The sequence below is a fragment of the Bradyrhizobium sp. BR 10261 genome, assembly GCF_019455395.1.
GTDB lineage: Bacteria > Pseudomonadota > Alphaproteobacteria > Rhizobiales > Xanthobacteraceae > Bradyrhizobium > Bradyrhizobium manausense.
This window is the reverse complement of record NZ_JACOFQ010000031.1, coordinates 64,726-91,344: the sequence shown is the minus strand read 5'-3', so window position 1 is coordinate 91,344 and position 26,619 is coordinate 64,726. Positions and strand designations below refer to the sequence as shown.

24 protein-coding genes are annotated in these 26,619 nt (G+C 63.9%); 8 read left to right on the top strand and 16 right to left on the bottom strand.

Annotated features, from left to right (window positions below; translation table 11 throughout):
- Positions 1 to 97: 97 nt before the first annotated feature.
- From HYH07_RS29405 to gltX, 8 genes are all read right to left on the bottom strand, one after another.
- On the bottom strand, positions 98 to 865 hold the full coding sequence (locus tag HYH07_RS29405) for an SDR family NAD(P)-dependent oxidoreductase (RefSeq protein WP_220005732.1): 768 nt from the start codon (positions 863 to 865) through the stop codon (positions 98 to 100).
- Complete coding sequence (locus tag HYH07_RS29400) at positions 862 to 1,977, bottom strand: ABC transporter ATP-binding protein (protein WP_220005731.1); 1,116 nt, start codon at positions 1,975 to 1,977, stop codon at positions 862 to 864. The genes HYH07_RS29405 and HYH07_RS29400 overlap by 4 nt, the downstream gene beginning before the upstream one ends.
- A gap of 10 nt (positions 1,978 to 1,987) precedes the next feature.
- Positions 1,988 to 2,845, bottom strand: a complete 858-nt coding sequence (locus tag HYH07_RS29395) for a carbohydrate ABC transporter permease (RefSeq protein WP_220005730.1) — start codon at positions 2,843 to 2,845, stop codon at positions 1,988 to 1,990.
- A complete protein-coding gene (locus tag HYH07_RS29390; protein WP_220005739.1) occupies positions 2,838 to 3,713 on the bottom strand; it encodes a carbohydrate ABC transporter permease in 876 nt (291 codons plus the stop codon). Before HYH07_RS29390 ends, HYH07_RS29395 begins: the two co-directional genes overlap by 8 nt.
- A gap of 50 nt (positions 3,714 to 3,763) precedes the next feature.
- Positions 3,764 to 5,050 carry an ABC transporter substrate-binding protein gene (locus HYH07_RS29385; protein ID WP_220005729.1) on the bottom strand — a complete coding sequence of 429 codons (1,287 nt, stop codon included), beginning with the start codon at positions 5,048 to 5,050 and terminating at the stop codon, positions 3,764 to 3,766.
- A gap of 86 nt (positions 5,051 to 5,136) precedes the next feature.
- Positions 5,137 to 6,315 carry an ROK family transcriptional regulator gene (locus tag HYH07_RS29380; protein ID WP_220005738.1) on the bottom strand — a complete coding sequence of 393 codons (1,179 nt, stop codon included), beginning with the start codon at positions 6,313 to 6,315 and terminating at the stop codon, positions 5,137 to 5,139.
- 308 nt (positions 6,316 to 6,623) lie between these two features.
- Positions 6,624 to 7,928 carry a citrate synthase gene (gltA, locus tag HYH07_RS29375; protein ID WP_057756039.1) on the bottom strand — a complete coding sequence of 435 codons (1,305 nt, stop codon included), beginning with the start codon at positions 7,926 to 7,928 and terminating at the stop codon, positions 6,624 to 6,626.
- 157 nt (positions 7,929 to 8,085) lie between these two features.
- Complete coding sequence (gene gltX, locus HYH07_RS29370; RefSeq protein ID WP_057756038.1) at positions 8,086 to 9,513, bottom strand: glutamate--tRNA ligase; 1,428 nt, start codon at positions 9,511 to 9,513, stop codon at positions 8,086 to 8,088.
- Between the two features lie 145 nt (positions 9,514 to 9,658).
- Between gltX and HYH07_RS29365 the strand changes: the two genes are divergently transcribed.
- From HYH07_RS29365 to HYH07_RS29350, 4 genes are all read left to right on the top strand, one after another.
- Positions 9,659 to 11,335: a glutamine--tRNA ligase/YqeY domain fusion protein gene (locus tag HYH07_RS29365; protein WP_220005728.1), complete on the top strand. Its 1,677-nt coding sequence runs from the start codon at positions 9,659 to 9,661 to the stop codon at positions 11,333 to 11,335.
- Between the two features lie 7 nt (positions 11,336 to 11,342).
- Positions 11,343 to 11,729, top strand: a complete 387-nt coding sequence (locus tag HYH07_RS29360) for a nuclear transport factor 2 family protein (RefSeq protein ID WP_220005727.1) — start codon at positions 11,343 to 11,345, stop codon at positions 11,727 to 11,729.
- 78 nt (positions 11,730 to 11,807) lie between these two features.
- Positions 11,808 to 12,041: a DUF2171 domain-containing protein gene (locus HYH07_RS29355; protein ID WP_057756031.1), complete on the top strand. Its 234-nt coding sequence runs from the start codon at positions 11,808 to 11,810 to the stop codon at positions 12,039 to 12,041.
- Between the two features lie 99 nt (positions 12,042 to 12,140).
- Positions 12,141 to 14,438 (top strand): ComEC/Rec2 family competence protein, encoded by a 2,298-nt coding sequence (locus HYH07_RS29350; RefSeq protein ID WP_220005726.1) that lies wholly within the window; start codon positions 12,141 to 12,143, stop codon positions 14,436 to 14,438.
- Between the two features lie 89 nt (positions 14,439 to 14,527).
- Here HYH07_RS29350 and HYH07_RS29345 read toward each other — a convergent pair whose 3' ends face one another.
- The 7 genes from HYH07_RS29345 to HYH07_RS29315 all read right to left on the bottom strand — a co-directional run bounded on the left by HYH07_RS29345 (position 14,528) and on the right by HYH07_RS29315 (position 19,925).
- On the bottom strand, positions 14,528 to 14,962 hold the full coding sequence (locus HYH07_RS29345) for a hypothetical protein (RefSeq protein ID WP_220005725.1): 435 nt from the start codon (positions 14,960 to 14,962) through the stop codon (positions 14,528 to 14,530).
- 192 nt (positions 14,963 to 15,154) lie between these two features.
- Positions 15,155 to 15,358, bottom strand: coding sequence for a hypothetical protein (locus HYH07_RS29340; protein ID WP_220005724.1), 204 nt, complete (start codon positions 15,356 to 15,358; stop codon positions 15,155 to 15,157).
- 185 nt (positions 15,359 to 15,543) lie between these two features.
- A complete protein-coding gene (gene lexA / locus HYH07_RS29335) occupies positions 15,544 to 16,245 on the bottom strand; it encodes a transcriptional repressor LexA (RefSeq protein ID WP_057756726.1) in 702 nt (233 codons plus the stop codon).
- A 175-nt stretch (positions 16,246 to 16,420) separates the two neighbouring features.
- Complete coding sequence (glp, locus tag HYH07_RS29330) at positions 16,421 to 17,632, bottom strand: gephyrin-like molybdotransferase Glp (RefSeq protein ID WP_220005723.1); 1,212 nt, start codon at positions 17,630 to 17,632, stop codon at positions 16,421 to 16,423.
- A 170-nt stretch (positions 17,633 to 17,802) separates the two neighbouring features.
- On the bottom strand, positions 17,803 to 18,018 hold the full coding sequence (locus HYH07_RS29325) for a hypothetical protein (RefSeq protein ID WP_220005722.1): 216 nt from the start codon (positions 18,016 to 18,018) through the stop codon (positions 17,803 to 17,805).
- A 141-nt stretch (positions 18,019 to 18,159) separates the two neighbouring features.
- A complete protein-coding gene (locus HYH07_RS29320; protein WP_220005721.1) occupies positions 18,160 to 18,783 on the bottom strand; it encodes an HAD-IA family hydrolase in 624 nt (207 codons plus the stop codon).
- Positions 18,784 to 18,797: 14 nt separating this feature from the next.
- Positions 18,798 to 19,925 (bottom strand): alpha-hydroxy acid oxidase, encoded by a 1,128-nt coding sequence (locus tag HYH07_RS29315; RefSeq protein ID WP_220005720.1) that lies wholly within the window; start codon positions 19,923 to 19,925, stop codon positions 18,798 to 18,800.
- A gap of 309 nt (positions 19,926 to 20,234) precedes the next feature.
- On the opposite strand from HYH07_RS29315, the gene HYH07_RS29310 reads away from it, so the two are divergent.
- Positions 20,235 to 21,572, top strand: a complete 1,338-nt coding sequence (locus HYH07_RS29310) for a S41 family peptidase (protein WP_220005719.1) — start codon at positions 20,235 to 20,237, stop codon at positions 21,570 to 21,572.
- A gap of 230 nt (positions 21,573 to 21,802) precedes the next feature.
- On the opposite strand, the gene HYH07_RS29305 is transcribed toward HYH07_RS29310, so the two are convergent.
- Positions 21,803 to 22,057 (bottom strand): hypothetical protein, encoded by a 255-nt coding sequence (locus HYH07_RS29305; protein WP_220005718.1) that lies wholly within the window; start codon positions 22,055 to 22,057, stop codon positions 21,803 to 21,805.
- 493 nt (positions 22,058 to 22,550) lie between these two features.
- Between HYH07_RS29305 and HYH07_RS29300 the strand changes: the two genes are divergently transcribed.
- The 3 genes from HYH07_RS29300 (at position 22,551) to HYH07_RS29290 (ending at position 26,616) form a co-directional block, all read left to right on the top strand.
- A complete protein-coding gene (locus tag HYH07_RS29300) occupies positions 22,551 to 23,774 on the top strand; it encodes an OpgC domain-containing protein (RefSeq protein ID WP_220005717.1) in 1,224 nt (407 codons plus the stop codon).
- Positions 23,775 to 23,912: 138 nt separating this feature from the next.
- Positions 23,913 to 24,623: a Spy/CpxP family protein refolding chaperone gene (locus tag HYH07_RS29295; RefSeq protein WP_220005716.1), complete on the top strand. Its 711-nt coding sequence runs from the start codon at positions 23,913 to 23,915 to the stop codon at positions 24,621 to 24,623.
- A gap of 22 nt (positions 24,624 to 24,645) precedes the next feature.
- Positions 24,646 to 26,616: a 2Fe-2S iron-sulfur cluster-binding protein gene (locus tag HYH07_RS29290; RefSeq protein WP_220005715.1), complete on the top strand. Its 1,971-nt coding sequence runs from the start codon at positions 24,646 to 24,648 to the stop codon at positions 26,614 to 26,616.
- The last annotated feature ends 3 nt before the right edge of the window (positions 26,617 to 26,619 follow it).

Genomic DNA, 26,619 nt, shown 5'->3' with positions numbered 1-26,619 from the left:
CCTTGGTTTCCGCGGTGGCAGAGGTGGCGGGTTACGCCGCGCAGATGCGCTTCGCGCAGCTGCAAAGCTAACCCACCCTACGACACTTCCCGTGCCGTTAGGCCAAGCCGCCATCGACCCGGAAGCACTGGCAGGTGATGCGCTGGCTGGCGTCGGAGGCGAGGTACAGCGCCATATTGGCGATATCGTCGGGCGTCACAGCATCGGGGAGGGCCTGGCGCGTGCGCATCTCGGCGATCTGCCGCTCGTCCGGATACCATAGCTTGCGCTGCCGTTCGGTGATCACCATCCCCGGCGCGATGGCGTTGACGCGGATGCGGTCCGGACCGAACTTGCGGCCGAGCGAATTGGTGAACCCGACAATTGCCGCCTTGGCCGCGGCGTAGACCGGTAGCCCCGGTGCGCCGCGCATCCAGGCGATCGAGGACATGTTGATGATCGAGCCGCCGCCGCGCGCCTGCATCTGCGGCACCACGGCTTGCGCGGCAAAGAAGACATGCTTGAAATTGACGCCCATCATCCAATCGAATTCCGACGGCGTCACATCTGATAGCACCTGGCGCTGGTCGTTGGCGGCGTTGTTGACAAGGACCGCGGCATCGCCAAGCGATGCGTGGATTTTCGCCAGCGCGGTGCGCAGCGCGTCGATATCGAGGAGATCGCAGGGCACGAACAGCGGTGCCGTGCCGGAAGTCTTGGCCGCTTCCTGCACCAACGCTTCGCCCGCCTGCGTGTCGATGTCGAGGAACGCGACGCGGGACCCCTGGGCGGCGAATGCATGCACGAAGGCCGCACCAATGCCGCTGGCACCTCCGGTAATCACCACCACGCGATTGGCGAGGTCGGCATAGGTCGTCTGGCTCATGCGATCAGTCGCTCCGTCTCGGGGTCGAACAGGCAAATGCGCCTGATATCGAGGGCAAAGGAAAAGGTCGCGCCCGGCGTCGGGCGGATGTCCGGCGAGATGCGCGCCTGTGCAGGCTCGCCGCCAAGCCGCAGCAGGACGATGGTCTCGGCCCCCGTGGGCTCGACCAGCTCGACTGGCGCGGTGACGATGACGGGCGGGCCCGCGGCACCTGAGAACACGCGATCGCCTTCGGCGATGCATTCGGGCCTGATCCCGAGCACCACCTCGCGGCCGATATAGGAGGCCGCAGCCTCATAGCCCTGCAGGTGGAGACGGACCTCGTCCGGCCGGCCAGCGCCGATCACGGCCACCGCGCCGCCGCCGTCGGCTTCGAGCCGCGCCGGCATCGTGTTCATCGGTGGCGAGCCCATGAAGCGGGCGACGAAGAGGTTGGCGGGATAGCGGTAGACGGTGTCGGGGTCGGCGAATTGCTGCACCACGCCGCGATGCATCACGGCAATGCGGGTCGCCATCGTCATCGCCTCGATCTGGTCGTGGGTGACATAGACGATGGTGGCGCCGATGCGCTGGTGCAGCCGCTTGATCTCCATGCGCATCTCCACGCGCAGCTTGGCATCGAGATTGGAGAGCGGCTCGTCGAACAGGAAGAGCAGGGGATCGCGCACCAGGGCGCGTCCCATCGCCACGCGCTGGCGCTGTCCGCCTGACAATTGCGACGGTTTGCGGCCGAGCAGCGGCTCGATCTGGAGCAGCCTTGCGACGTTCGCCAGCGCCTTCTCCTGCTCGACCTTGGCAACGCCGCGGCATTCCATGCCGAAGGTGATGTTCTGGCGCACCGTCATCGAGGGATAGAGCGCATAGGACTGGAACACCATGGCGATGTCGCGGTCCTTGGGCGGGACGTCATTGACAATCCGGCCTCCGATCTCGATCGTGCCATCGCTGGCGCGATCGAGCCCGGCGACGATGTTGAGCAGCGTGGACTTGCCGCAGCCGGACGGCCCCACCAGCACGGTGAACTCGCCGCTCTCGATGTCGAGGTCGATGCCCTTCAGCACCTCGAGATTGGCGTAGCGCTTGGACAGGGCGCGAATGCTCAGTGCTGCCATGACACATCCATCATTTCACGGCCCCGGCAGTGAGGCCGCGTACAAAATATCTGCCGCCGAACAGATAGATCAGCAGAGTCGGCAGGGCTGCGATGATCACCGCGGCGCTCTGCACACCTTGCTTGGGGATATCTGCAACTGGTGTAGACAGTGCGATGAGCGCGGCCGTCACGGGCTGCTGCTGGCCCGTCGTGAAGGTCACGCCATAGAGGAATTCATTCCAGATATGGGTGAACTGCCAGATCACGGTGACGATCAGGATGGGTGCCGAGAGCGGCAGGATGATACGCCAGAAGATGCGGAAGAAGCCGGCGCCATCGATGCGTGCGGCCCGGATCAGCTCGTGCGGAATGGCGATGTAGTAGTTGCGGCAGAACAGAACCGTGAAGGAAAGACCCTGGATGGTGTGGATCAGCACGAGACCCGTGAGCGTGTTGATGAGCCCGATGTCCCGCAGCACGATGGTCCAGGGCAACAGGCGCATCTGCTGGGGCAGGAACAGGCCGAGGGTGACGATGCCGTAGATCCAAACGTCGCCGCGAAAGCGCCAGAGCGACACGGCGTAACCGGCGACAGCACCGAGCAGGGTCGAGAAGATCGTTGCCGGGATCGTGACGAGCGCCGAGTTCAGCATGTATGGCCGGATGCCGGCGCAGGTCTCGGCGACGCAAAAGCCGCTCCAGGCCAGGGCATAATTGCCAAAGGCCCAGTGTTGCGGCCAGCCGATCATCGAGCTCTGCGCGATCTCCTCATTGGTCCGGATCGAGTTCAGGATGACGACGACCAGCGGCGCAAGGTAGGCGGCCGCGAACAAGGTCACGATCAGATAGATCAGAGCCCGGCTTGGGGCGAAGCTTCGGTCACGCATGGGCCGCCCGCCGTTGCCGGACATAGCGCCACGCCGCATAGGGCAGCAGCACTGCAAGAAGGATGAGCAACATCAGCACCGCCGCCGCCGCGCCCCGACCGAGCTGGCTGCGCTGGAACATCAGATCATAGACAACGAGCGCCGGCAGCTGGGTCGCGATTCCCGGCCCGCCATTGGTGAGTGCGCGGACGAGGTCGAAGGCCGAGATCGCAAACTGCAACTGGACAACCACGACCGTGACGGTGATCGGCCAAAGCGTCGGCAGAATGACGCGCCAATAGGTTCTGACAGGCCCGGCACCGTCGATCTGTGCCGCCTTGATGATATCGGAATCGACGGAGCGGAGGCCGGCCAGGAACAGCGCCATGGCAAAGCCCGAGGATTGCCAGATCGCGGCGATGACAATGGTCCAGATCGCCATGTCGCGGTTGACCAGCCAGTCGAAGTGGAAGGAGGTCCAGCCGAGATCATGGACGAGCTTCTCGATGCCGATGCCGGGATTGAGCAGCCAGCTCCACACCGTGCCTGTCACGACGAACGAGACGGCCAGGGGATACAGGAAGATGGTCCGCAGCACGTTCTCGCCGCGAATGCGCTGGTCGAGCAGGATCGCGAGCAGCAGGCCGGTCGTCAAACTGAGCAGCACGAAAGCGATGCCGAACAGCAGCAGATTGTCGAAGGCGATCTGCCAGTTTCGCGACGCCAGGACCGAATTGTAGTTGCGCAAACCGACCCAGCCCGTAACGGGAACGAGGGTGGAGGGCGTGAACGAAATCCAGATGGTCCAGATCGAAAACGAGATAAGGTGCGCTGCTGATAACAGCAGCGGCACCCAGATCATCAGAAATTCGGGCAGCCGGCGCACCATCTCGGAGGCCGCCGACCGGCCCGGCCGTGTTGCTGTCGAGACGAGTTCGGTCAACGTGCGCCCTCGACGGCGTCGGCGAGGCGGCTGACCGCCTCCTCCGGCTTGATCGTCTTGTTCTTCACATACTCGGTGATGACGTCGATCATCGCGGCGGTCAGGCCGTTTTCCTGGGCCATGTTGTGCGCGAGGCTGAGGACGGCCTGATTGTTGCCCATGGCATTCTTCAGTGCGGCCGCTGTTGTCCGTTGACCATCCGACCAGCCCTCGCCGGACAGGTCGACATCGGTGCGCACCGGGATCGATCCCGTGATTTGCGAATACATGGTCTGGATCGCCGGATCCATCACGAGCTGTGCCATCAACATCTGGCCGGCCTGCAGATCAGCCTCCTTGCGCTGCCAGAAGATGAAGGCATCGGCATTCAACAGGAAGACAGGCTTGCCGTTGTCACTGGGGCCGGGGGTGATGACGTAGTCGTCGAACTTGAAGCCGGCGTTTTTCAATACGCCCTGCGCCCAGCCGCCCATGATCAGCATGCCCATGTCGCCGTCGACGAAGCGCTTCAAATTGGTGGCATAGGGTTGGACGCCGACATTGGGATCACACCATTCGGAGATCTTGCGCGTCTGTGCGAAGGCTGCCTTCATCTCGGGGCCCTCCAGCGCCTTCTTGTCGAGATTCATGCAGGCGGCGCGGTAGGCCGTCGGGCTGATGCCGGCGAGCGACGCCTCGAATTTCTGCCCGTCGTCGGCGCGGGTGCCGCCGTTGGCAAGGGGGTAGGCCATTCCGGCCGACTTCATTTTCTCGGCAAGCTCATTGAAGTCAGCGAAAGTGACGGGGACCTTGTCAGCCTTGGCCTTGTCCATTCCGCGCTTGGAGAGAAACAGCATATTCGTGCTGTAGATCTGAAGCGGCAGTGCAATCCACTTTCCGGCCGGCTTGTGCAGCTTTGCAAGATCCGGCGCGACGACCTTCTCGTAGCCGGCAGAGGCGACCACGGCGTCGAGATCGACGGTCGGCGCAATCTTCGACCAGGCGGCAATCTCGGGGCCCTTGAGCTGCGAGCAGGCCGGCGGATCGCCAGCGATGATCTGCGCACGCAGCTTGTTCATCATATCCGTGGTGAAGCCGGGAACAGGCGAATGCTGCCAGACGCCGCCTTTCTCCTCGAATTTCTTGCCGAGCGCGGTGATGGCGGCACCATCGCTGCCTGCGGACCATTGCGAGATGGCGGTGAGGCGCGGCTTGACCGCGCCTTGCGCGCGGGCAAAGGCCGGCAGCGCCAGCGCAGCAGCAGATCCAGCGAGCAGACGGCGCCTTGTTGTTGTGATCGGCATGGCTAGTTCCTCCCGGGTGTGAAGTTCTTTGCGCCGTTCCGGCGCTGATGTTGGCGTACGCGAGCCGCACGCGGCTTTAAGTCATGTCAGGCGGCCTCCGTCGATGCGGCGGGCATGCCGCCGGATCTCGCCAGGCAGAAGGCGGCGAAGGCGAGGGCGGCCTGCGGGTCGTTGCCGGTCGAGGGTGGCACGAAGGCGAGCGACACCTGCGCCAGCTTCCGGCCGCCGAGCAGGCAGGAATCGATGCCGTCGCTCACGGCTTTTCGATCGTCTTCCGCAAGAAGCGATGGCCAGCCGCTGACGACAACGCCGCGACATGGTTTGACGTTCAACGTGTTGCCGATGGCGAGGCCAAGACGAAACAACCGCTGGCGCAATTCCTGGCGCAGCCGCGCCGTGAGCGGGACGTTTGTGATCCAGTCGGGGCCAAGCCGGAGCAACTCTGCTTCGGTCATGCGCAGCAGCTTGGCCAGCGCCGGCAACGACGTGTAGGCTTCGACGCAGCCCTGATGTCCGCAGCGACAACGGGGCCCGTCGGTTCCGAACACCATGTGGCCGAGCTCGACCGGCTCGAGTGCGTCGTCCTCGATCGGATCATCGATCCAGGCGCCCGCGACACCCTGGCCGACAAAGACGAACAGATGCGCGTCGGTGAACGGATAGTTCTCGTTGCGGCAGCGGTGAAAGGTGGCGTGCGCCACCACCGAATTGGTGAAGGCAACAGGCACGCCCGCGAACATCTCGACGAACATGTCGCCGATACCTCCGACATCGCAGGGAATGATCGGATTGCCAAATTCACTCAGACGGCCGAGGCCTGGAACGGTTACGCCAATTTGTGCGAGCCTGATCCGGCGGCGGCGCGTCCAGTCGCGCAGCACGTTCAGAGCTTCGCGGAATACCCGGCTGACTGTTTCGACGGTCGGCTTCCGCGGCAGCGGCACACGTTCGATGTCATGCAGCTCGCCGGACAAACCACCAACGCCGACGCTGAGCCATTCTCCGGTGAGCTCAAGGGCGCCAAGCGCCACCGTGGGATCGAGCGAGACGAGACCCGTCGGGCCGCCGACATAGGGGGCAGGGCGCCTGACTTCCTCGATCAGGCCTTCGGCCTTCAGGTCGAACAGGATGCGCGACAGGCTTGCTTCGGACAAGCGCACGGCTTTCGCCAGCGGCGGCCGGAACGAACCGCCGGACTGAAGCAAGTGAGTCAAAATGGCAGCGCGCGTCTGCCGCCGACTTCTCGGCTGCTCCGGCATTTCCATCCCTGTCGTCATTCTTACTTAGTGTAAGAATTTGCGCGCGGAGCGTTTCAACTGTCAAGCGCTCGTCGGTGTGATGCGCCGACTTGTTGTTGTGCGGGGCAGCAAGAGGCGCGGTCGGTCTCGTAGGGTGGATTAGCCCTGCAGATGCGCGAGGCGCATCTGCAGGGCTAATCCACCACGCGTCCGCATTCGCGGAACGAAGTTGTGGTGGGTTACGCCTTCGGCGAACCCACCCTACGGCACCTGCGCAAAACGAAAACGGCGCCATCTTGCGATGGCGCCGCTTCGAAAGCCGTATCGGCGAAGACTTACTTCCGATCCTTGATCGCGACGTAGTCGCGGCGGGTGACGCCGGTGTAGAGCTGGCGCGGACGGCCGATCTTCTGCTGCGGATCCTCGATCATCTCGCTCCACTGGCTGATCCAGCCGACGGTGCGGGCGACCGCGAACAGCACGGTGAACATCGAGACCGGGAAGCCCATCGCCTTCAGCGTGATGCCCGAATAGAAGTCGACGTTCGGGTAGAGCTTGCGGTCGATGAAGTACTGGTCGCTGAGCGCGATCTTCTCGAGCTCCATCGCCACCTTCAGCATCGGATCGTCGCCATGGCCGGTCTCCTTGAGCACGGCGTGACACATCTTCTGCATGATCTTGGCGCGCGGATCGTAGTTCTTGTAGACGCGGTGACCGAAGCCCATCAGGCGGACCTCGGAGTTCTTGTCCTTCACCTTGGCGATGAACTCCGGGATCTTGTCCACGGTGCCGATCTCGGCGAGCATCGCCAGCGCGGCTTCGTTGGCGCCGCCATGCGCCGGGCCCCAGAGGCAGGCGATGCCGGCGGCGATGCAGGCGAACGGGTTGGCGCCGGAGGAGCCGGCGATGCGCACCGTCGAGGTCGAGGCGTTCTGCTCGTGGTCGGCGTGCAGGATGAAGATCTTGTCCAGCGCGTCAGCGAGCACCGGGTTGATCTTGTACTCCTCGCAAGGCACGGCGAAGCACATGTGCAGGAAGTTCTCGGCGAACTTCAGCGAGTTCTTCGGGTACATGAAGGGCTGGCCGATCGTGTACTTGTAGGCCATCGCCGCCAGCGTCGGGATCTTCGCGATCATGCGCATGGAGGCGATCATGCGCTGCTTGGGATCGTTGATGTCGGTCGAGTCATGATAGAACGCGGCGAGTGCGCCGACCGAGGCCACCATGACCGCCATCGGATGGGCGTCGCGGCGGAAGCCCTGGAAGAAGCGGGCCATCTGCTCGTGCACCATCGTGTGATGGATCACGCGGTCGTCGAAATCCTTCTTCTGCGCGGCGGTCGGCAGCTCTCCGTAGAGCAGCAAATAGCAGGTCTCGAGGAAGTCGCCGTGCTCGGCGAGCTGCTCGATCGGATAGCCGCGGTATTCCAGCACGCCCGCGTCACCGTCGATATAGGTGATCTTGGACTGGCAGCTCGCGGTCGAGGTGAAGCCGGGGTCGTAAGTGAACAGGCCGGACTGGCCGTACAGCTTGCCGATATCGATGACATCAGGTCCGACGCTACCGCTGTGAATCGGGAGATCGTAGTTCTTGTTTCCGACCGTCAGCGTGGCGGTCTTATTGCTCGATTTTGCGTCCATCAGAGGTCCCCGATGTAAGGTGAAACGGGCCGGACCCGGAAGGCCCCGAAGACGTGGTGGGGCAGGCCGGATATTCCAGAAGGTACGGCCAAGATGGGTATATTATTGCTGTGTGCGCTGCAAGATGGCGCCACGCAAGGTGGACTTACGTCGTAGCCTATTCCTTGGCCTGGTCTGCAAGCCGGGCGAGGCTTTCCTGGCGTCCCAGCACGTCCAAAACCTCAAATATACCGGGCGAGGTGGTGCGGCCGGTCAGGGCCGCCCGCAAAGGCTGGGCAACCGCGCCGAGCTTGAGACTATTTTCCTCGGCAAAGGCGCGTAGCGCGGCCTCCGTGGTCGCACCGCTCCAGGTCTCGACTTTCTCCAGCGCGGAATGAAGCTGGCCGATCAGCTTGCGATTGTCAGCCGTCAGCAGGGCCGCCGCCTTCGGGTCGAGCTGCAGCGGCCGGTCGGCGAAGATGAAATAGGCGCCGTCGATCAGCTCGAGCAGCGTCTTGGCGCGCTCTTTCAGGGACGGCATGGCCTTGAGCAGCTGGGCGCGCGTGGTGTCGTTTAACTTGGCTTTGATCTCGTCACGCGCGGGCACGACGTGGTCGAGCACGTCCTCGAACATTTTCACGAGTGATTGATCGTCGGCGTGGCGGATGTAGTGGCCGTTGAGGTTCTCCAGCTTGGCGAAGTCGAAGCGGGCGGCGGCGCGGCCGACATTGGCGAGGTCGAACGCCGCGATCATCTCCTCGGTCGAGAAAATCTCCTGGTCGCCATGGCTCCAGCCGAGACGGACGAGGTAATTGCGCAGCGCGGCCGGGAGGTATCCCATGGCGCGGTAGGCATCGACGCCGAGCGCGCCGTGGCGCTTGGAGAGTTTTGACCCGTCCGGACCGTGGATCAGCGGGATGTGGGACATGTTCGGCAGCGCCCAGCCCATCGCATCGTAGATCTGCTTCTGGCGGGCGGCGTTGATGAGGTGGTCGTCACCACGGATGACGTGGGTGACGCCCATGTCGTGGTCGTCCACGACCACCGCGAGCATGTAGGTCGGGTTGCCATCACCGCGCAGCAGGACGAGGTCGTCGAGGTTCTCGTTCTGCCAGACCACGCGGCCCTGGACCTGGTCCTCGATCACGGTCTCGCCGGTCTGCGGCGCGCGAAGGCGGATGGTCGGCTTGACGTCAGCAGGCGCGGTGGCCGGATCGCGATCGCGCCACATGCCATCATAGAGACGGGTGCGCCCTTCCGCGCGCGCCTTCTCGCGCATGGCGGCGAGCTCCTCGGCGGTGGCGTAGCAGCGATAGGCCTTGCCGTCGGCGAGCAGCTGCTCGGCGACCTCGCGATGGCGGGCGGCGCGGCTGAACTGATAGATGACGTCGCCATCCCAGCCGAGCTCCAGCCATTTCAGCCCGTCAAGAATCGCGCCGATCGCGGCCTCGGTGGAGCGCTCCCGGTCGGTGTCCTCGATCCGCAGCAGCATCTTGCCGCCGTGCTTCTTTGCATAGAGCCAATTGAACAGCGCCGTGCGGGCGCCCCCGATATGGAGGAAGCCGGTTGGGGAGGGAGCAAAGCGGGTGACGATGGGATCAGTCATTCGTGGCAGGGCCTATGCATGGGAGGCGGTGGTATATAACAGGACCGGAGCATAACTAAAGCCCGGCAGCGGATGCCTTAAGCTCTTGGCTCAGCCACGCGAATTTGGCAGAAGGACCGCTGATTTCCCTACAGGATTTTTCGTAATGACAGAACCGGTGGCGACTGAGGTTGGGCGCGATTTCATTCGTGACATCATCCAGGCCGACCTCGATCAGGCCAAGTACAAGGAGATCGTGACCCGGTTCCCGCCGGAGCCGAACGGCTACCTGCATATCGGCCACGCCAAGTCGATCGCGCTCAATTTCGGCATCGCCCAGGAGTTTCCAGGCCGCTGCCATCTGCGCTTCGACGACACCAATCCGGTCAAGGAAGAGCAGGAATATATCGATTCCATCCAGGCCGACGTGCACTGGCTCGGCTACGACTGGGGCAAGAACCTGTTCTACGCCTCGGATTATTTCGACCGCCTGTATGAATGGGCGGAGAAGCTGATCCGCGACGGGCTCGCCTATGTCGACGACCAGTCCCAGGAGGAGATCCGCCTCTCGCGCGGCACGCTGACCGAGCCCGGCAAGAACTCGCCGTTCCGCGACCGCAGCGTGGAGGAGAACCTCGACCTGTTCCGCCGCATGAAGGCGGGCGAATTCCCCAACGGCGCGCGCGTGCTGCGGGCCAAGATCGACATGTCCTCGGGCAACATCAATCTGCGCGATCCCGTGCTCTACCGCATCCTGCATGCGCACCATCCGCGCACCGGGACCAAATGGTGCATCTATCCGAGCTACGACTATGCCCATGGCCAGTCGGACGCGATTGAAGGCATTACGCACTCGATCTGCACGCTTGAGTTCGAGGATCACCGGCCGCTCTACGACTGGTTCATCGAAAAGCTGCCGGTGCCGTCCAAGCCGCATCAGTACGAAATGGCGCGGCTCAATCTAACCTACACGCTGCTGTCGAAGCGCGTGCTGACCCAGCTCGTCCGCGACGGCCATGTCGCCGGCTGGGACGATCCACGCATGCCGACCATGGCGGGGATGCGCCGCCGCGGCGTGCCGCCGGCGGCCTTGCGCGAATTCGTCAAGCGGATCGGCGTCGCCAAGGCCAACAGCGTGGTCGATGTCGGCATGCTCGAATTCTGCATCCGCGAGGAGCTGAACCGTACGGCGCAGCGCCGCATGGCGGTGTTGAAGCCGCTCAAGATCGTGATCGAGAACTATCCGGAAGGGCAGACCGAGGAGCTCGAGGCGATCAACCATCCGGATGATCCCTCGGCAGGGACGCGGAAGATCACGTTCGGGCGCGAGCTCTATATCGAGCAGGACGACTTCATGGAGAACCCGCCGAAGAAGTTCTTCCGCCTCTCACCCGGCAACGAGGTGCGGCTGCGCTACGCCTATTTCGTCAAGTGCACCGGCGTGATCAAGAACGACAAGGGCGAGGTGGTGGAACTGCGCTGCACCTACGATCCCGCGACCAAGGGCGGCAACGCGCCTGATGGCCGCAAGGTCAAGGCGACCATGCACTGGCTGCCTGCGGCCAATTCAGTGCCGGCGGAAATCCGCATCTACAACCAGCTGTTCGCCAATCCGAGCCCGGACGCCTCGAATTTCGCGGCCGATCTCAATCCGAACTCGCTGGAGATCCTCAGCGATGCCCTGGTCGAGGCCTCGGTTGCCGCGAGCAATTCGAGCGAGCCGATGCAGTTCGAGCGCCAGGGCTATTTCGTGCGCGACAAGGACTCCACGCCCGGCAAGCCGGTGTTTTCACGCACCATCGGCCTGCGCGATACGTTCGCGAAGGAAGTGGCCAAGGGCTGACAAACGAATGAGCGGTGAGGCCGATGCCATCGTTTCCGCCACCATCGCGAAATGGTGCGCCGGCTTCGCAACGCTCGATGCGGTCGCGCTCTCATCGCTCTATTCGAAGAACACCTTTTTCTTCGGCTCCAACCCAAAGCTCTATCGGGGCAGGGATGGCGTCACCGATTATTTCAACGGCCTGCCGCGCTGGCGCGAGCCGAGCGCGGCATTTTCCGACGTGCAGGCGGCGCAGGCCGGTTCTGACCTGATCAACATGGGCGCAACCATCACGTTCAACTTCGCCGGCGAACGCTCTGATCTCGTCGTCAAGATGAGCTGGGTCATCATCCGCGAGGACGGCGACTGGAAGATCGTCAATCACCACGCCTCGGCGAAGGCGCCGTTGATCTGACGCACGGCATCGTCATTCCAGCGATGGAAACGAACGTGCTGTCGCCGCGTTGAGGCGGATCCATCAGAGGATCCCGCCATGCAAAACATCGCAGAGCATATGGAAGTCATCGGCGCCGACGGCGTCCATGTCGGCACGGTCGACAAGGTCGAGGGCAACCGCATCAAGCTGACCAAGAAGGACAGCGGTGAGGGCAGCCACCGGGGTCACCACCATTTCATCGACAAGGGCCTCGTCGCCGGTGTCGAGGGCAACAAGGTCCGGCTGTCGGCCAAGGCGGACGTCGCCGTGACGATGGAAGAGGAAAAGTAGGGGCGCGGCCCTTTCGTTCTCGATCCGTACCGCTATTCGGCGGCCTGCACGTTCCGGTAGCCTCTGCGCCCGTCTGATATCGCAGGGGTTGCCAAGGGAATGGCGGAGCCGGGCCGGCCGCAGCGTCTGTCGCAAGGCATTGCCGGGACGCCGATCGCAGGGACTTGGCCGACGGGCCGGGCCGCGTCGGCCGGCGGGTTCGTGCCGGCGGGGTCGGGCGTCTGGCCCGCGGTCGTCGGGCAGCTGCGCGAATGGGCCAAGGCCGAGGCTGGTGCGGGCCGGCTATTTCCCTGGATGCCCGTCGCCTTCGGCTGCGGCATCGCGCTTTATTTTGCCGCCGACCACGAGCCGCTGCTTTGGGTCACGATTGCGACGGCGACCGCGCTCATGGCTGGCGCCGTCCTGTTGCGGCGAAGCCGCCTGTTTGCGCCCGCAATCATGATCGCGGCGGTCGCGGCCGGCTTTGCCGCGGCGACGTGGAAGACGGCACGCATCGCGCATACCGTGCTCGCAAAGCCGCTGTATTCCGTGTCGCTGTCGGGCTTCGTCGAGACGCGCGACATCCGCGAACGCACCGACCGTTTCGTGCTGCGCGTCACGGCAATGGAGGCGCAGCGCAGCGACGTGAAGCTCGAGCGCGTCCGCCTCTCCGTGCGCAAGGGAACCGCGCCCGATGTCGGCAGCTTCGTGCAGCTGAAGGCGCGGCTGATGCCGCCGCTGTCGCCATTGCGTCCGGGCAGCTACGATTTCTCGCGCGACATGTTCTTCCAGGGCATCGGCGCCTCCGGTTTTGCGATGGGGGCGATCACGACTGTGACGCCGGCCGTGTCGGGCGGATTGCAGCTACGCTATGCCGCGATCATGCAGGGCCTGCGCGATGCGATCGACGCGCGCATCCGCGCCACGCTCGACGGCGATAACCGCGCCATCGCGACCGCGCTGCTCACCGGCCGCCGCGATGCGATTACGACGCCCGTCAACGACGCCATGTTCATCTCGGGGCTCGGTCACGTCCTCTCGATTTCGGGCTATCACATGGCCGTCGTCGCGGGGGTCGTCTTTTTCGCGGTCCGCGCGCTGCTGGCGCTCATCCCGGGACTGGCAGCGGGCCTTCCCATCAAGAAATGGTCGGCCGCCGCCGCGTTGGTTGCGTCAGCGTTCTATCTGCTGCTCTCGGGCGCCGAAGTCGCGACGCAGAGATCGTTCTTCATGACCGCGGTGGTGCTGATCGCTGTCATCGTGGATCGCCGCGCGATCACGTTTCGCACCTTGGCCGTGGCGGCGCTGATCGTGCTCGCGGTCGCGCCGGAAGCGCTGGTGCATCCAAGCTTTCAAATGTCGTTCGCGGCAACGCTCGGGCTCGTTGCCATGGTGCAGATCGGCATGCCGAGCCTGTTGGCCTCGCCCGATCATTCGGCGACCGCGCGCATCGCGCTGTGGGGAGGCCGCGAGATCGCGATGCTGTTCATGGCCTCCATGATCGCGGGACTTGCGACCACGCCTTACGCCGCCTTCCATTTCCACCGTGTCACGCCTTATGGCGTGCTCGCCAATCTTGGCGCGATGCCGGTGGTCTCGGCGTTGGTGATGCCGGCCGGGCTGCTCGGATTGCTCGCCGCTCCCTTCGGGCTGGACGGCGTGTTCTGGTGGCTGATGGGGATCGGCATCGACTGGATGATTTTCGTCACGCGCTGGGTGGCGGCACTACCGGGTGCGGTCGGTCATGTCGCGGCCTTCGGCACGGCGCCGCTGATCGCTGCGAGCTTGGGCCTGATCCTGCTGGGTCTTTTGCGCACGCCGCTGCGCTGGTCGGGAGCATTCGTGCTGATGGCGGCGACCGTCTGGAGTCTTTCCGTCCGGCAACCCGATATTCTGATTGCCGGTGACGGTCAGAACGTCGCGGTGCGCGCCAGGGACGGTCAGCTGCACCTGATCAGGGCGAAGAAGGACAATTTCCTGCTGAAGGAGTGGCTTGCAGCGGACGCTGATCCACGCGATGCGGCGAGCAGCTCGCTCGGCGACGGCGTGTCGTGCGACGATGCCGGCTGCGTGACGCCGCTTGCCGACGGCCACATGGTCGCGCTGGCGCTCCGCATCGACGCGCTGGCTGATGATTGCAGTCGCGCGGCCCTGGTGGTGACGGCAAAGCCTGCGCCGCCGGATTGCACCGGGATGGTGATCGATCGGCCGCGTCTGGCGAGCCAGGGCGCGCTAGCGCTGACACGTCGCGGCGATGGCTTTGCCATTGCGGCGGCGAGGGCGAGAGGCGCAAACCGCCCCTGGTCGCCGGCGGCGGCCGGCGATGGAGATTTCGAAGGGACCCTCATGCCGCGGTCCGCAGCTCCGCGCGCCAAGGACGCAACACCGTCCGAGGCCGATCTTCAGGCCGAGGATTGAGGCATGATCCGGAAAAGTCTGTAGCGGTCCTCCGGCGCGACAAACGCGAAAACGCGTTTGCGCGGAGATCATGCCCAAATTAGGCCGGTTCAACCGATCGGCAGGACCGGAGGTGTCGGCTGTCTGTCGGCGGCAACTTGCGGCTTGTGCTCGCGCTCACCGAGCGGCTGGGTCACCGGCAGTTGCAGCACGGTTGCGCGCTGGCCTTCGACGAGCTGGGTCACCAGCACGTATTTGCCATCGGGGAATTCGATCGCGTCGTGATGACGATCGGGAATGTGCGGATCGACCTTGCCGAACTTGCCGACGCGCGAATTGATAGTGCGCGTCCAGATCCACCTGTTGTCGTAGCGGACGTTGTCGGCGAAGGCGAGCTCCGTTCCCGGCAGCAGGCAGACCGCGACCGACATGTCGGCTTCGGAGGCGAAGCCGCGCGTCGAGGTGCCGCGGAAGGTTGTCGTGACGATCGTCTCGCCGACTTCTGCGGGACGCGTCGCGACGGCATGCAAGCTATAGTCACACATCGGGTGCTCCTCATCAGCGATAGAGCACCCGCGCCTCTTCTGAGGCGCAGGCCTCTATCAGAGTGGAAGCCTGCGATCATATGCCATGTTGGGGGCAAATCTGCGGCTTGAGTCTGCAGGCTGCCATCACAATTTCTTTTTCAGATGTCCGAGGAACAAAGGCTGCTTCCGTGCATTCCGAGAGCTTCTTCGTTAGCGCCCAGCCGGTGCCGACCAACCCGAATAAGGCCAGGCCGGCTGCGCCTGTTGCCCGACGGCGTTGCGGGCATTGCGGAATTGTTCGTTCGTCGCCTGTGGCGACCTGCGAACGTGATGCTGCGGCTGCGCAGCGAAGGTTTGCGACGCTGATATTGCGATCAGCGCCATCGCGACGGTACTCAGAATGATCTTACGCATGGCGGTCTCCTCGGTCTCGCAAGGCCTGCGAAGCGATGCGTGCTTCGTCATGGCGTGCCGGGGATGTAGCGCGGGAGAGGTGGCCGGATAATCTGGAGAAAACCAGAAAAACTATCCAGCCGGAGCGGACAATCGTCCGCTTCAACCTTGAGGGCGCGCTTGCCAGGTGGCGGCGTGCGCCGCGTTCAGTATTTGCGGTACAGCCCGATCAGCTTGCCCTGGATCTTGACCCGGTTGGGCGGCAGAATCCGGACCTCGTAGGCGGCGTTTGCCGGCTCGAGCGCGATCGAGGCGCCGCGGCGGCGGAAACGCTTGAGCGTGGCTTCCTCGTCGTCGATCAGGGCCACCACGATATCGCCGGTGTCGCAGCTCTCGTTGCGCTGGATCAGCGCCATGTCGCCGTCGAGAATGCCGGCATCGACCATGGAATCACCGCGGACTTCGAGCGCGTAGTGCTCGCCCGCGCCGAGCATGTCGGGCGGGACGCTGATGGTGTGGCTGCGCGTCTGCAAGGCCTCGATCGGCGTACCGGCCGCGATCCGGCCCATCACGGGAACTGCGACAGGGCGTTCGCCCTCATCGACGGGCGGGCTCGACATCGTGCGCACCTTGCCGAGATTGCCCTCGATGACGCTCGGCGTGAAGCCGCGACGGCTGCCGGCAGCCGCCTGGAGTTCAGGCAGCTTGATCACTTCGATGGCGCGGGCCCGGTTGGGCAGGCGGCGGATGAAGCCGCGCTCCTCAAGCGCGGTGATCAGGCGATGGATGCCCGACTTGGAGCGCAGGTCGAGCGCATCCTTCATCTCGTCGAAGGAGGGCGGCACGCCGCTTTCCTTCAATCGCTCGCTGATGAACCGCAGGAGCTCGTATTGTTTGCGCGTTAACATCTCGACCAAAATCCCCCTGACGATGTCGCTCGATTCCGAGACGCTGAATTCAGCAGTAAGCCGCTACATGCTCGAAACAAATCATGAACGGACCCTATATGTTCGATACATGTTCCGCAACTGCTTAATTTACCGTGAACGCGACAAAGTTCGCGGAACAGTTGCGTCGGCGCGCTCACTCCGGCAGTCGCAAGACCTCGCAAGGCGTGCCGGAAGCGGCCTTCGCTGCGAACGGCGCGCGCACGAGAAGTGCCTGTGCCGCAGCGAGATTCGCCAACAGTGAGGAATCCTGGTGGTTGACGGGAAGAGCGACGAGCGTGCCGTCGTCCCGCGTCTCCAGACGCGCACGCAGATAATCCTCGCGCTGGTCATTGGCCCCGAGGTCGCGACCGAGCACGGCGCGTTCGCGGCGATGATGAATCATTGAGCGGCCCGACAGCGCGCGAATCAGCGGCACCAGAAACAGGAAGCCGCAGACGTAGGATGACACGGGATTGCCGGGCAGGCCGATGACGCGCATCGGCCCGAGCTGCCCGTTCATCATCGGCTTGCCCGGCCGCATCGCGATCTTCCAGAACGCCATCGAGATACCTTCGTGCCGAAGCGCCTGCTGCACCAGATCGTGGTCACCGACAGACGCTCCGCCGGTCGTGATCAGGATGTCGGCGCCGGATTCGCGGGCGCGGCGGATGCCCGAGGTCGTGGCGGCAAGCGTGTCGGCGGCGACGCCGAGATCGATGGTGTCGGCACCCTCGCTGCGGGCGAGGGCGTGCAGGGCGTAGCCATTGGAATAGACGATCTGGCCGGGGCCGGGTGTCGAGCCCGGCATCACCAGCTCGTCGCCGGTTGCGAGAATCGCGACCTTAGGACGGCGATGAACGCTCAGCTGCGGATGGTTCATGCCCGCGGCGAGCGCAAGGTCCCGATCGGTGAGCCGTGCGCCCTTGCGCAGGAGCACGTCGCCCTCGCGGAAGTCGATCCCGGCGGGGCGAATGTGCCGCCCGGCGACGGCGGCTTCCTTGATCGTGATGCGCTTGCCGTCCGCGATGGTGTCCTCCTGGATCACGACCGCATCGGCGCCGGCGGGAACGACGCCGCCGGTGAAGATCCGGACGGCTTCGCCGGCACCGACCGTTCCCGCAAATGGGCGGCCGGCTGCAACCTCGCCGACCACCGTGAGCTGCGCATCAACCTTCGCAGCATCAGCCGCGCGAACGGCATAACCATCCATCGCTGACATCGCCTCGGGCGGCTGCGTCCGCCGCGCCGAGACGTCCCGCGCGAGCACGCGATGGAAGGCCTGATCCAGAGCGATCATTTCCTCAGCCAAAGGCTCCGCACCGGCGAGCACGGCGGCAAGCGCATCGGAAACCGGCATCAGTGCCACGGCGAACTCCCGCAACGAGATCAAGGACTCGGTCGGGCAAGGTTCTAGCCGAGCGGGAGGGCCGACGCAAAAAGGGCTATACTGCTGCGAAGCTTACGCTTCGGGCACTAGGGCTCATGTCCAGCATGATCCGGCAGACCGGTCCGACGGGGGCAGAACTGTGGGCAGCGTCACGCCCGCGTTATGGGATTTCCCCTTGCCGCGTTTTCCACTTCAGCGACGTCGGGCGCCTTGGGGCCCTGATCCCGGTCGGGCATCGGATCTGCCTGAGATTTCAGATCGGCCGCTTTGCTCATCAGCTTGGCAGAAAGCTCGGCGTCCGAAGTGGTCTTGGCGAATTTGACCAGCAGCGAGGCCTGCTTGGTGAGGTATGTTTTGCCCAACACGCGATATGTCCGTCCATGGAAGTCCCAGCGGACTCAAGAGTCCGGAAGGGGGCATTCCGTTCCCGGAACTCCGTACAAAAATGCACAAAGAGCTTTGGTTCCTCGTCTTCGGGCGAAATTGTTCCGGAAATTGCCGCCCGATCAGATTCCCAGCGCCTTCAGCGCGACGCCGACGTCGTGGTGTGAGGTCACATGGACCGCGGTGAGGCCGCGGGCGCGCGCGCCTTCGATGTTCTCGGCGAGGTCATCGAAGAACACGATCCGGCTCGCCGGTACGCCCATCGCGGCCACGACGTGGTCGAACGCTTCCGCATCCGGTTTGCGCAGGCCGATGCTGGAGGACAGGTACAACTCGCGGAAATGGCCGAGCAGGTCGGCATATTCCCTGGAAAAATAGTCCACATGCGGGCGGTTGGTGTTGGAGAAGGCGTAGACCGGCATCTGCCTTGCCGCGCGCGGCAGCAGCTCGCCGATGCCAGGCATCTCGCCCGCGAAAATCGCGTTCCACCCCTCGAGGAACTGGACATCCGAAATGGAGATTCCGAGCGAGGAGCGCAGCGAGGCAAAATAGTCTTCATCGCTGATCTTACCGACCTCGTGCAGGCGGTAGGCCTCGTCGCGCACATAGCGGGCGACGATGGCTTCGGGCTCGCAGCCGGCATGTCCCGCCCAGCAGGCGATCGCCTTGGAGAAATCGATGTCGAGCACGACGCGCCCGAGATCGAACAGAAGCGCATCTGCGCTGCCGGGAGAGAGCGAGGTCATTGCATCCTTTCGGGTCAGTATCGGTAGGGCTCGTGGTCGAATAGCGGGAACGCGCTGAACACGCTCGGTACATTGGTTGCGGTGGCCGGGTGCAGGCAGGACTTGTCGACCTCGGCGAAGGAGGTGGCACCGAGCAGGCCGAGGCAGCGCAGCACCTCGTCCTCCAGCAGTTCCAGCATCCGCGTTACGCCGGTCTCGCCGGCTGCGGCCAGCGCCCAGCATTGCAGCCGGCCGATGCCGACGAGGTCGGCGCCCGCCGCGATCGCCTTGACGATGTCGGTGCCGCGGCAGAAGCCGCCATCGACCATGATCTTGGCGCGGCCTTTCACGGCGTCGACGATCTCGGGCAGCACATGCATGGCGCCGCGGCCGTGATCGAGCTGGCGGCCGCCATGGTTGGAGACGTAGATCCATTCGACGCCGTGATCGAGCGCGATCAGGGCATCCTCGGCGGTGGCGATGCCCTTGAGGATCAGGGGGATCTTGAATTTGTCCTTGATCATCTTCACGGTCCGCCACTCCAGCCCCTTCTGGTAGTCGCCGCCGGTGGCGCGCAGACGGCTCTCGCGAACATAGCGCTTGGCGATGTCGCGTTCGCGACGGCTGTAATGGGCGGTGTCGACGGTCAGGCAGAAGGCGGCATAATTGGCCTTCTGCGCCCGGCTGACGACGTCCGCGACGAACGCGTCATCGCCACGGACGTAGAGCTGGTACAGGCGCAGCGCATCGGGCGCGGCCTCCGCGGTCTTTTCCAGACCCGGCTCGGACACGGAGCTGAGCATGTGCGATGCGCCGAAAGCACCGGCGGCGCGCGCGACACTGGCTGCGCCAAGGGGATCGAAGATCTCCAGCGCGCCGACGGGGGCGAGCACCACAGGCAGTCGCATCTTGCGGCCGAACTGCTCGACCGAGCCGCTGACCTTGCGCACGTCGCGCAGCACGCGGGGGCGGAACGCGATCTCGTCCAGCGCCATGCGGTTGCGGCGCATCGTGGTCTCTGTCTCGGCCGCGCCGACGATGTAGTCCCAGGCGTTCTGGTTGAGATTGGAACGCGCCTTCCGGATGAATTCGTGCAGGTTCTGGAACGGCTCGTTGCTGGCGCCGAGTTCGACGTTCCGTTCCGGCCGGAGTGCTTCGTTCATTGTTATCCTCCCGAGAATTTGAAGCAATTGTGCCATCGCCTATCCCGTCCGGCGCTCCAAGACCATCCTAAAATGGCATAGCTGCGAGGCGCCGTCCGGTCGACTGATTCCCGCTGGAAACGGGGCCGATCTTGCGAACGTTGCCAAATGTTTAGGCTTAGGCGAAGGGATTTTTACCGCGTACCCGCCGGCGTGGCAGGCCGGCCTTGAAGAAACCAGAATGATATTGTGAGAACCGGGCTGGATCGCCACTTGCATGGCGGCTGCCCAGCCTCAATAGAACCGCTCAGCGAAAAGGCCACCCATTCCATGCGGAAAACCCTGCTCTTCCCCCTGGGCGCGCTCACCGGAGCGTGCCTGACCCTCCTCGTATCAGGTCCGCAGGGCGGACCATGGGCGGCTCGGGCGGCGGCAGGCGCGGATGATGCATATTCCCAGCTCAACCTGTTCGGGGAAGTTTTCGAGCGGGTGAAGGCGAGCTACGTCGAGAAACCCGACAATGCCAAGCTGATCGAAGGCGCCATCACGGGCATGGTGACCTCACTCGATCCGCATTCCCGCTACATGAACGACAAGGCCTGGACCGAGATGCAGGAGACGACCTCCGGCGAGTTCGGCGGCCTCGGCATCGAGGTCACGATGGAAGAGGGCCTGGTCAAGGTCGTTTCCCCGATCGACGACACGCCGGCGTCCAAGGCCGGCATCATGTCCGGCGACCTCATCAGCAAGATCGACGGCGAAAACGTGCAGGGCATGACGCTCGAGCAGGCCGTCAACAAGATGAAGGGGCCGGTCGACACCAAGACCAAGCTGACCATCGTGCGCAAGGGCGCCGATGCTCCGCTCGATGTCGCGATCACGCGCGAGATCATCCATGTCCGCCCGGTCCGCTTCCACGTGGAGAACGGGGACATCGGCTACATCCGTGTCACCTCGTTCAACGAGCAGACCACCGACGGCCTGAAGAAGGCGATCGCCTCGATCTCCAAGGACGTCCCGCAAGACAAGCTCATTGGCTATGTGATGGATCTGCGCAACAACCCGGGCGGCCTGCTCGACCAGGCCGTGTCGGTATCGAGCGCGTTCCTGCAGCGCGGCGAGGTCGTCTCGACCCGCGGACGCAATCCGGAAGAAACCCAGCGCTTCACTGCGCATGGCGGCGACCTCACCAAGGGCAAGCCGCTTGTTATTCTGGTCAATGGCGGCTCGGCTTCGGCGTCGGAAATCGTGGCGGGCGCGCTGCATGATCACAAGCGTGCTACGATCATCGGCACGCGCTCGTTCGGCAAGGGCTCGGTGCAGACCATCATTCCGCTCGGCACCGGCAATGGCGCGCTGGCATTGACCACGGCGCGCTACTACACGCCGTCTGGCCGCTCGATCCAGGCTCAGGGCATCGCCCCCGATATCGAGATCCTCCAGGACGTCCCGGCCGAGCTGAAGGGTCGCGTCGACACGATCGCCGAATCGCAGATGCGCGGCCATCTGCAGGCCGCCGACGGCACCGAGCAGACGGGCTCCCAGTCCTATGTCCCGCCGGAAGAGAAGGACGACAAGGCGCTGCACGCGGCCTATGACTTCCTGCACGGCGTCACGGTGAATGCGGCTGCCGCGAAACCGGCGCCGAAGACGACGGTGCCGAACTAGAGCGAGAAGCCGACGGATACAGCGCCCGGGTGCGGATGAACCGCTCCCGGGCGAATTCGTCTTGGGCGCTGTCGTCAAGTCCGGGCAACTCAACGTCTCGGCCGCAGGCTTGACCAGTGTCGCTGCGTCGGGCTTCCGCCGTAGCGACAACGAGGACACACTGTTTCCCCGTTGCGTTGCCTGGGAGATGTGATCCGCGTCTTGCGCGCGGCGGGATCACCGTCCGATCGTCATTGCTCCTTCTTCGGGCCCATGTGATGCGGGACCTCGGTCTTTGGTCCGCCGCCGTAATGGTGGCTGCCGCCAGACCCGGTGGTCGGTCCGCCATCGCTGTCCTTCTTGCCCATGTGGTGCAGGACCTCGGTCTTCGGCCCGCCCGTGTAGTGGTGGCCGTTCTTCTCATCGGTGGTGCTCGTCTGCGCCATGGCGGGCAGCGCGACGAACGACATGATCGCTGCAGCAGCGATCAGCTTGCGGTGGCTCATTCTGGTTTCTCCTGTTTGATCTTGTCGAGTTGGTGTCATCAAGTCCCGATGGCTTGACTGAGAGGCAACCAAACCCGGAGTGAGAACGTCGAAGTTGAGCAAGATCAATCGTCGACGTGCACGCTTGCGAGCGCCGACGCGTGGATCGTCGAATTGCAGCGGGCGACGCAAAGCATCGATCTTCTTACAGAAAAAATTTTGCATCGATTGCGTGAATTCGATGGCTTCTTGTCATGCCGTCGACTACCTGCGGCGCTGTCGAGAGACTTCGCCGGGGGATGACGCCGTCGATCGAAATGACTCGAGGACGACAGACGATTCAATTCATTACATGCCTGCGCGACAAAAAGATTTGGCCGGCGCGTCGTTCGAGTTTGATGTCTGTCAAAGGAGCATCAACGACGCGACCTAGCGTGCCGGCGCGAATGAGTGGCGGAAGCATCGCGAAGCGATAGCGATCCGCAGCGCATCGCGCAGAAATGGGAATACACTGTTGATTGACGATACGATCCAGGTGCCCGGTCGGCCCTTGCGAGTTGCGTTTCTCTTGCATCGTCGGCTCTGGGAGACGATCACGATCAGATCCGTGCTGGCCAGGCCCCGACGCGACGTTCGGCTGGATCTGTTTCGCGGCCTGGCAAACTGGCTGATCTTCCTGGGACACGTTCCGGATTCGGCGCTCGTCTGGTTTACGACACGGAATTACGGCTTCAGCGATGGCGCCGATCTGTTCGTGCTGATCTCCGGCTACACGGCGACGTTCGTGTTCGGGTCGATGATGATGGAGCGTGGCTTCGTTATCGGAGCAACCCGGCTGCTGCGGCGGGTATGGCAGCTCTATGTCGCCCACCTGCTGCTGTTCTTCGTCTATCTCACCGCCGTGCACTATCTCGCGCACAGCTTCGATGACCTTCACCTGATGGATCAGTTCAACGTCGCGCCGTTGATGACCTTTCCCGTCGAAACGCTGTCCGAGGGGCTGATCCTCAAGTTCAAGCCGCTCAATCTCGACGTCCTGCCGCTCTATATCGTTTTGATGGCAGCGTTTCCGGCCGTGCTCTGGCTCATGCTGCGATGGCGCAACGCGGTGATGATCGGTTCGCTGGGCCTCTATCTGGCCGCCCGCCATTACGGCTGGAATTGGCCGTCCTATCCGGCGGGAGTCTGGTATTTCAATCCGTTCGCCTGGCAGCTGCTCTTCGTATTCGGCGCCTGGCTCGCATTGGGAGGCGCCGCGGCAAGCCGGTGGCTATTGTCGTCCCGCACGCTGCTCGTCGCTAGCTGCGGCTTCCTGCTCTTTGCGTTTGCGATGACGCTGGCCGAACGTATCCCCTCGCTGCGGGATTACGTTCCGGAGGGGCTCACCGCCATCTTCATTCCGAACGACAAGACCAATCTTGGCCCGTATCGCGTGATCCATCTGGCGAGCCTCGTGCTCATCGTCGTCTCGCTCGTTCCAAGCGATTGGCCCGGCCTGAAGTCGCCCTTCCTCCAACCGCTGATCCGATGCGGCCAGCAATCGCTGTCCGCGTTCTGCGTTGGCCTCTTCCTGTCGTTCGTCGCGCATTTCGTGATCGAGAGCGGGGCGGAGGGAATATGGGCGCAGCTCGTGGTCGGCGCTGCGGGGCTCTGGGTCATGACGATCGTCGCCTATTACCGGACGTGGTCGAAGGATGTCGACAGAAGCCCTTCGTCCGGCCGGGAGGCGGGCGAATGATAACCGCTGAAAGTCTGCACGCACCAACGCGTAAGAGTCGCGGGCACTTCGCGTCTATATGGCCTGACCCGCACATCGCTGTCTCATCGCCGACGTCGGCGAGCAGATAACCAGCCGAATCGAACCTGGAGAACGACCATGAATCGTCCGAGAAATCTTGTCGTGAGCGCCGCCGCCTTGGCTGTCTTCGTGCTGGGGCCGATTGGGCCGTCGTCCGCAATCGCCGCAGCTGATCTGAACCGGATCGCGATGATGGATGACGACAAGATGTCAAAGACTCCCGACCCGTCGCTATCCGGCAGCAACACCAATATGGGCCAACCGGCAGGCCAGCCGCAGAACATGGGTGGCGGCCGGATGAACGACGACAAGATGAAGATGCCGCCACAGGGCCAGATGCGGGACTGTCAGGGCGCTGGCTGCGAGGACAAATCCAGCACGATGCCGATGATGCCGATGATGGAAAATATGATGCGCGGCCAGATGAGTTCGTCCGGCAGCGGCAGTGCGATCAGTGGCCCGGCTGACGTGACCGAGCGGCTCGAAGGGCGGATCGCATTTCTGAAGGCGGAGCTGCAGATCAGCGACGGGCAGGCTGCCGACTGGAATAACGTTGCAGATGCCTTGCGTGCGAGCCGGCGGCATTTGCTGGAAGCGCGCAAGATGCTTGCAACGGACGAGGGGCTTGGTAGCGCCGACCGTCTGGAGCACTACGAGCGGCACTTGTCCGAGCGTCTGGACGCAATCAAATCGGCGCGTCTCGCCTTCACGCGTCTCTATGCGTCGTTGAACCAAAGCCAGAAACAGACCGCAGACACGATCCTGCTGCCCCTGCTCGCGTCATTCTGAACACCGCGGCGAGGGCAGGATCATGTTCGGTGGGCCGCTTCGATGTCGATCCGGCGTGGCTGCGCTCGTCGTCCTGACGAGCCAGCTCGTCGGGAATGCCGTGCTCGCCTCGGACCTGGCAGGGCAGTTCTTTCAGCGCAAGGAGCTGGCCCAGGCAGAGAGCGATCACGCGGCGCATCATCCAGCACCGTCCGGCGGCGCCGGCGATGGCGCGCCGCCGGACGGTTCAGCAGGCTTGAGCGGTCGCGATGCTGTTCGCGTTCCGACCGGCAGGGCCGCCTCCGGGATGATGGGCGGAATGGACGACATGATGGGGCGGCCGCGCAAGGAGTTTTATCCGGCGTTGATGGACATGCCGGCGCTGTCCGCCGAGCAACGCAATAATCTGGGGGCTCAGGCGCGCGAGCGGATCGGCGCGGAGGCCGATCGCCTGGCGGGAGCCGGAACGGACCTGCGGCATGCCATCGCCGGAGGCGATCTCGTTGCCGCCGATCAGGCGTCGCGGCGGCTTCGCGGGGCCCTGAACGCGGTCCAGAGTGGCGTGATCGTGCTGCGATCACTTCAGGAGGGCCAGCCACCGCAGCAGATTGCGCAGGCCTGGTTCAAGTCGCAGATGAATCTCCTGCCTCACCGAAGCGTCACGGTTGCCGATGACGGGGCTCCGGGAGTCTCCTGGTTTCACGTGTCGACCATGGCGCTGCTGGTGCTGTTCTCGCTCGCGATGCTGGCCATCTATGTCGCGCGCATGCGCCGGGCGAACGCACTGGTGGACCGGCTGACTCGCGCAGCAGTCGCTCCGGCTCCTGCCGCAGCACCTCCCGCGGCCGCGACATCAGTTAGTCAGCCGGGCAGGGCTGAACCGACACCTTCTCAGGGAAGGGATCGCGATCCTCCGCGGGTCGAAGCGAACCGCTCCTGGAAAGGCAAGCTGAGGATCTGTGCGATCTATCAGGAGACGCCGAACGTCAAGACCTTCCGTCTGCAAGCGCCGGGCGGCGGCGCGATCCCATTTGCGTTCCTGCCCGGGCAGTTCCTGACCTACGCCATCGAGATCGACGGAAAGACCATCAGGCGCTCCTATACGATCGCGTCGTCCGCTGCCCAGACTGCCTACGTCGAGACCACGATCAAGCGCGAAGATGGCGGGCTTCTTTCCGACTACATGCATGACCACGTGAAGGAGGGTGACCTCCTTGAGGTCGCAGGCCCTTTCGGCGCCTTTACGTTCACGGGCACGGAAGCCGACAGCGTTGTCCTGATCGGAGGCGGCGTCGGCATCACGCCGCTGATGGCGGCGATCCGGTACCTCTCTGACATCGCGTGGCCGGGCCAGATCTATCTCGTCTATGGCGCGCAGACGACCGAGCAGTTCATCTTCCGGGACGAGCTGGAACATCTCCAGCGCAGGATGAACAATTTGCACGTTGCGGCCACCATGCTGCGGGCCGCGGGCACGTCGTGGATGGGAAACGAAGGGCAGATCACAGCTGATTTCCTGACGCAGGCCGTGCCCGAACTGGTCAAACGGCGTGTTCACCTGTGTGGTCCACCCGGAATGATGGACGCGCTCAGGAAGACGCTGATCGGACTCGGCCTGCCACGCGAGCAGATCAAGACGGAGGCTTTTGGGCCCGCCCGCGGAGCCGTTCCGCCCCCCGGCAAGGCCGTCGTCGAAGCGCCGCCGCCGGAAGGTGAGGCGCGTCATCAATTGGCCGCGGCGATCGGGCCCGCGACGGCCACCATTCGTTTTGCGAGATCGGACAAGGTGGCGGCGCTGCCCCCCGACAAGAGTGTCCTTGAAGTGGCCGAGAGCGCCGGCGTGTCGATTGATTATTCGTGCAGGGCCGGGGTCTGTGGTGTCTGCAAGACGCACCTGCTGCAAGGTAACGTCACGATGGAGGTCCAGGACGCCTTGACCGCCGATGACAAGGCGAACGGCCTCATCCTGGCCTGCCAGGCGAAATCGGTCGGAGATCTGGTCGTCGAGGCCTGACAA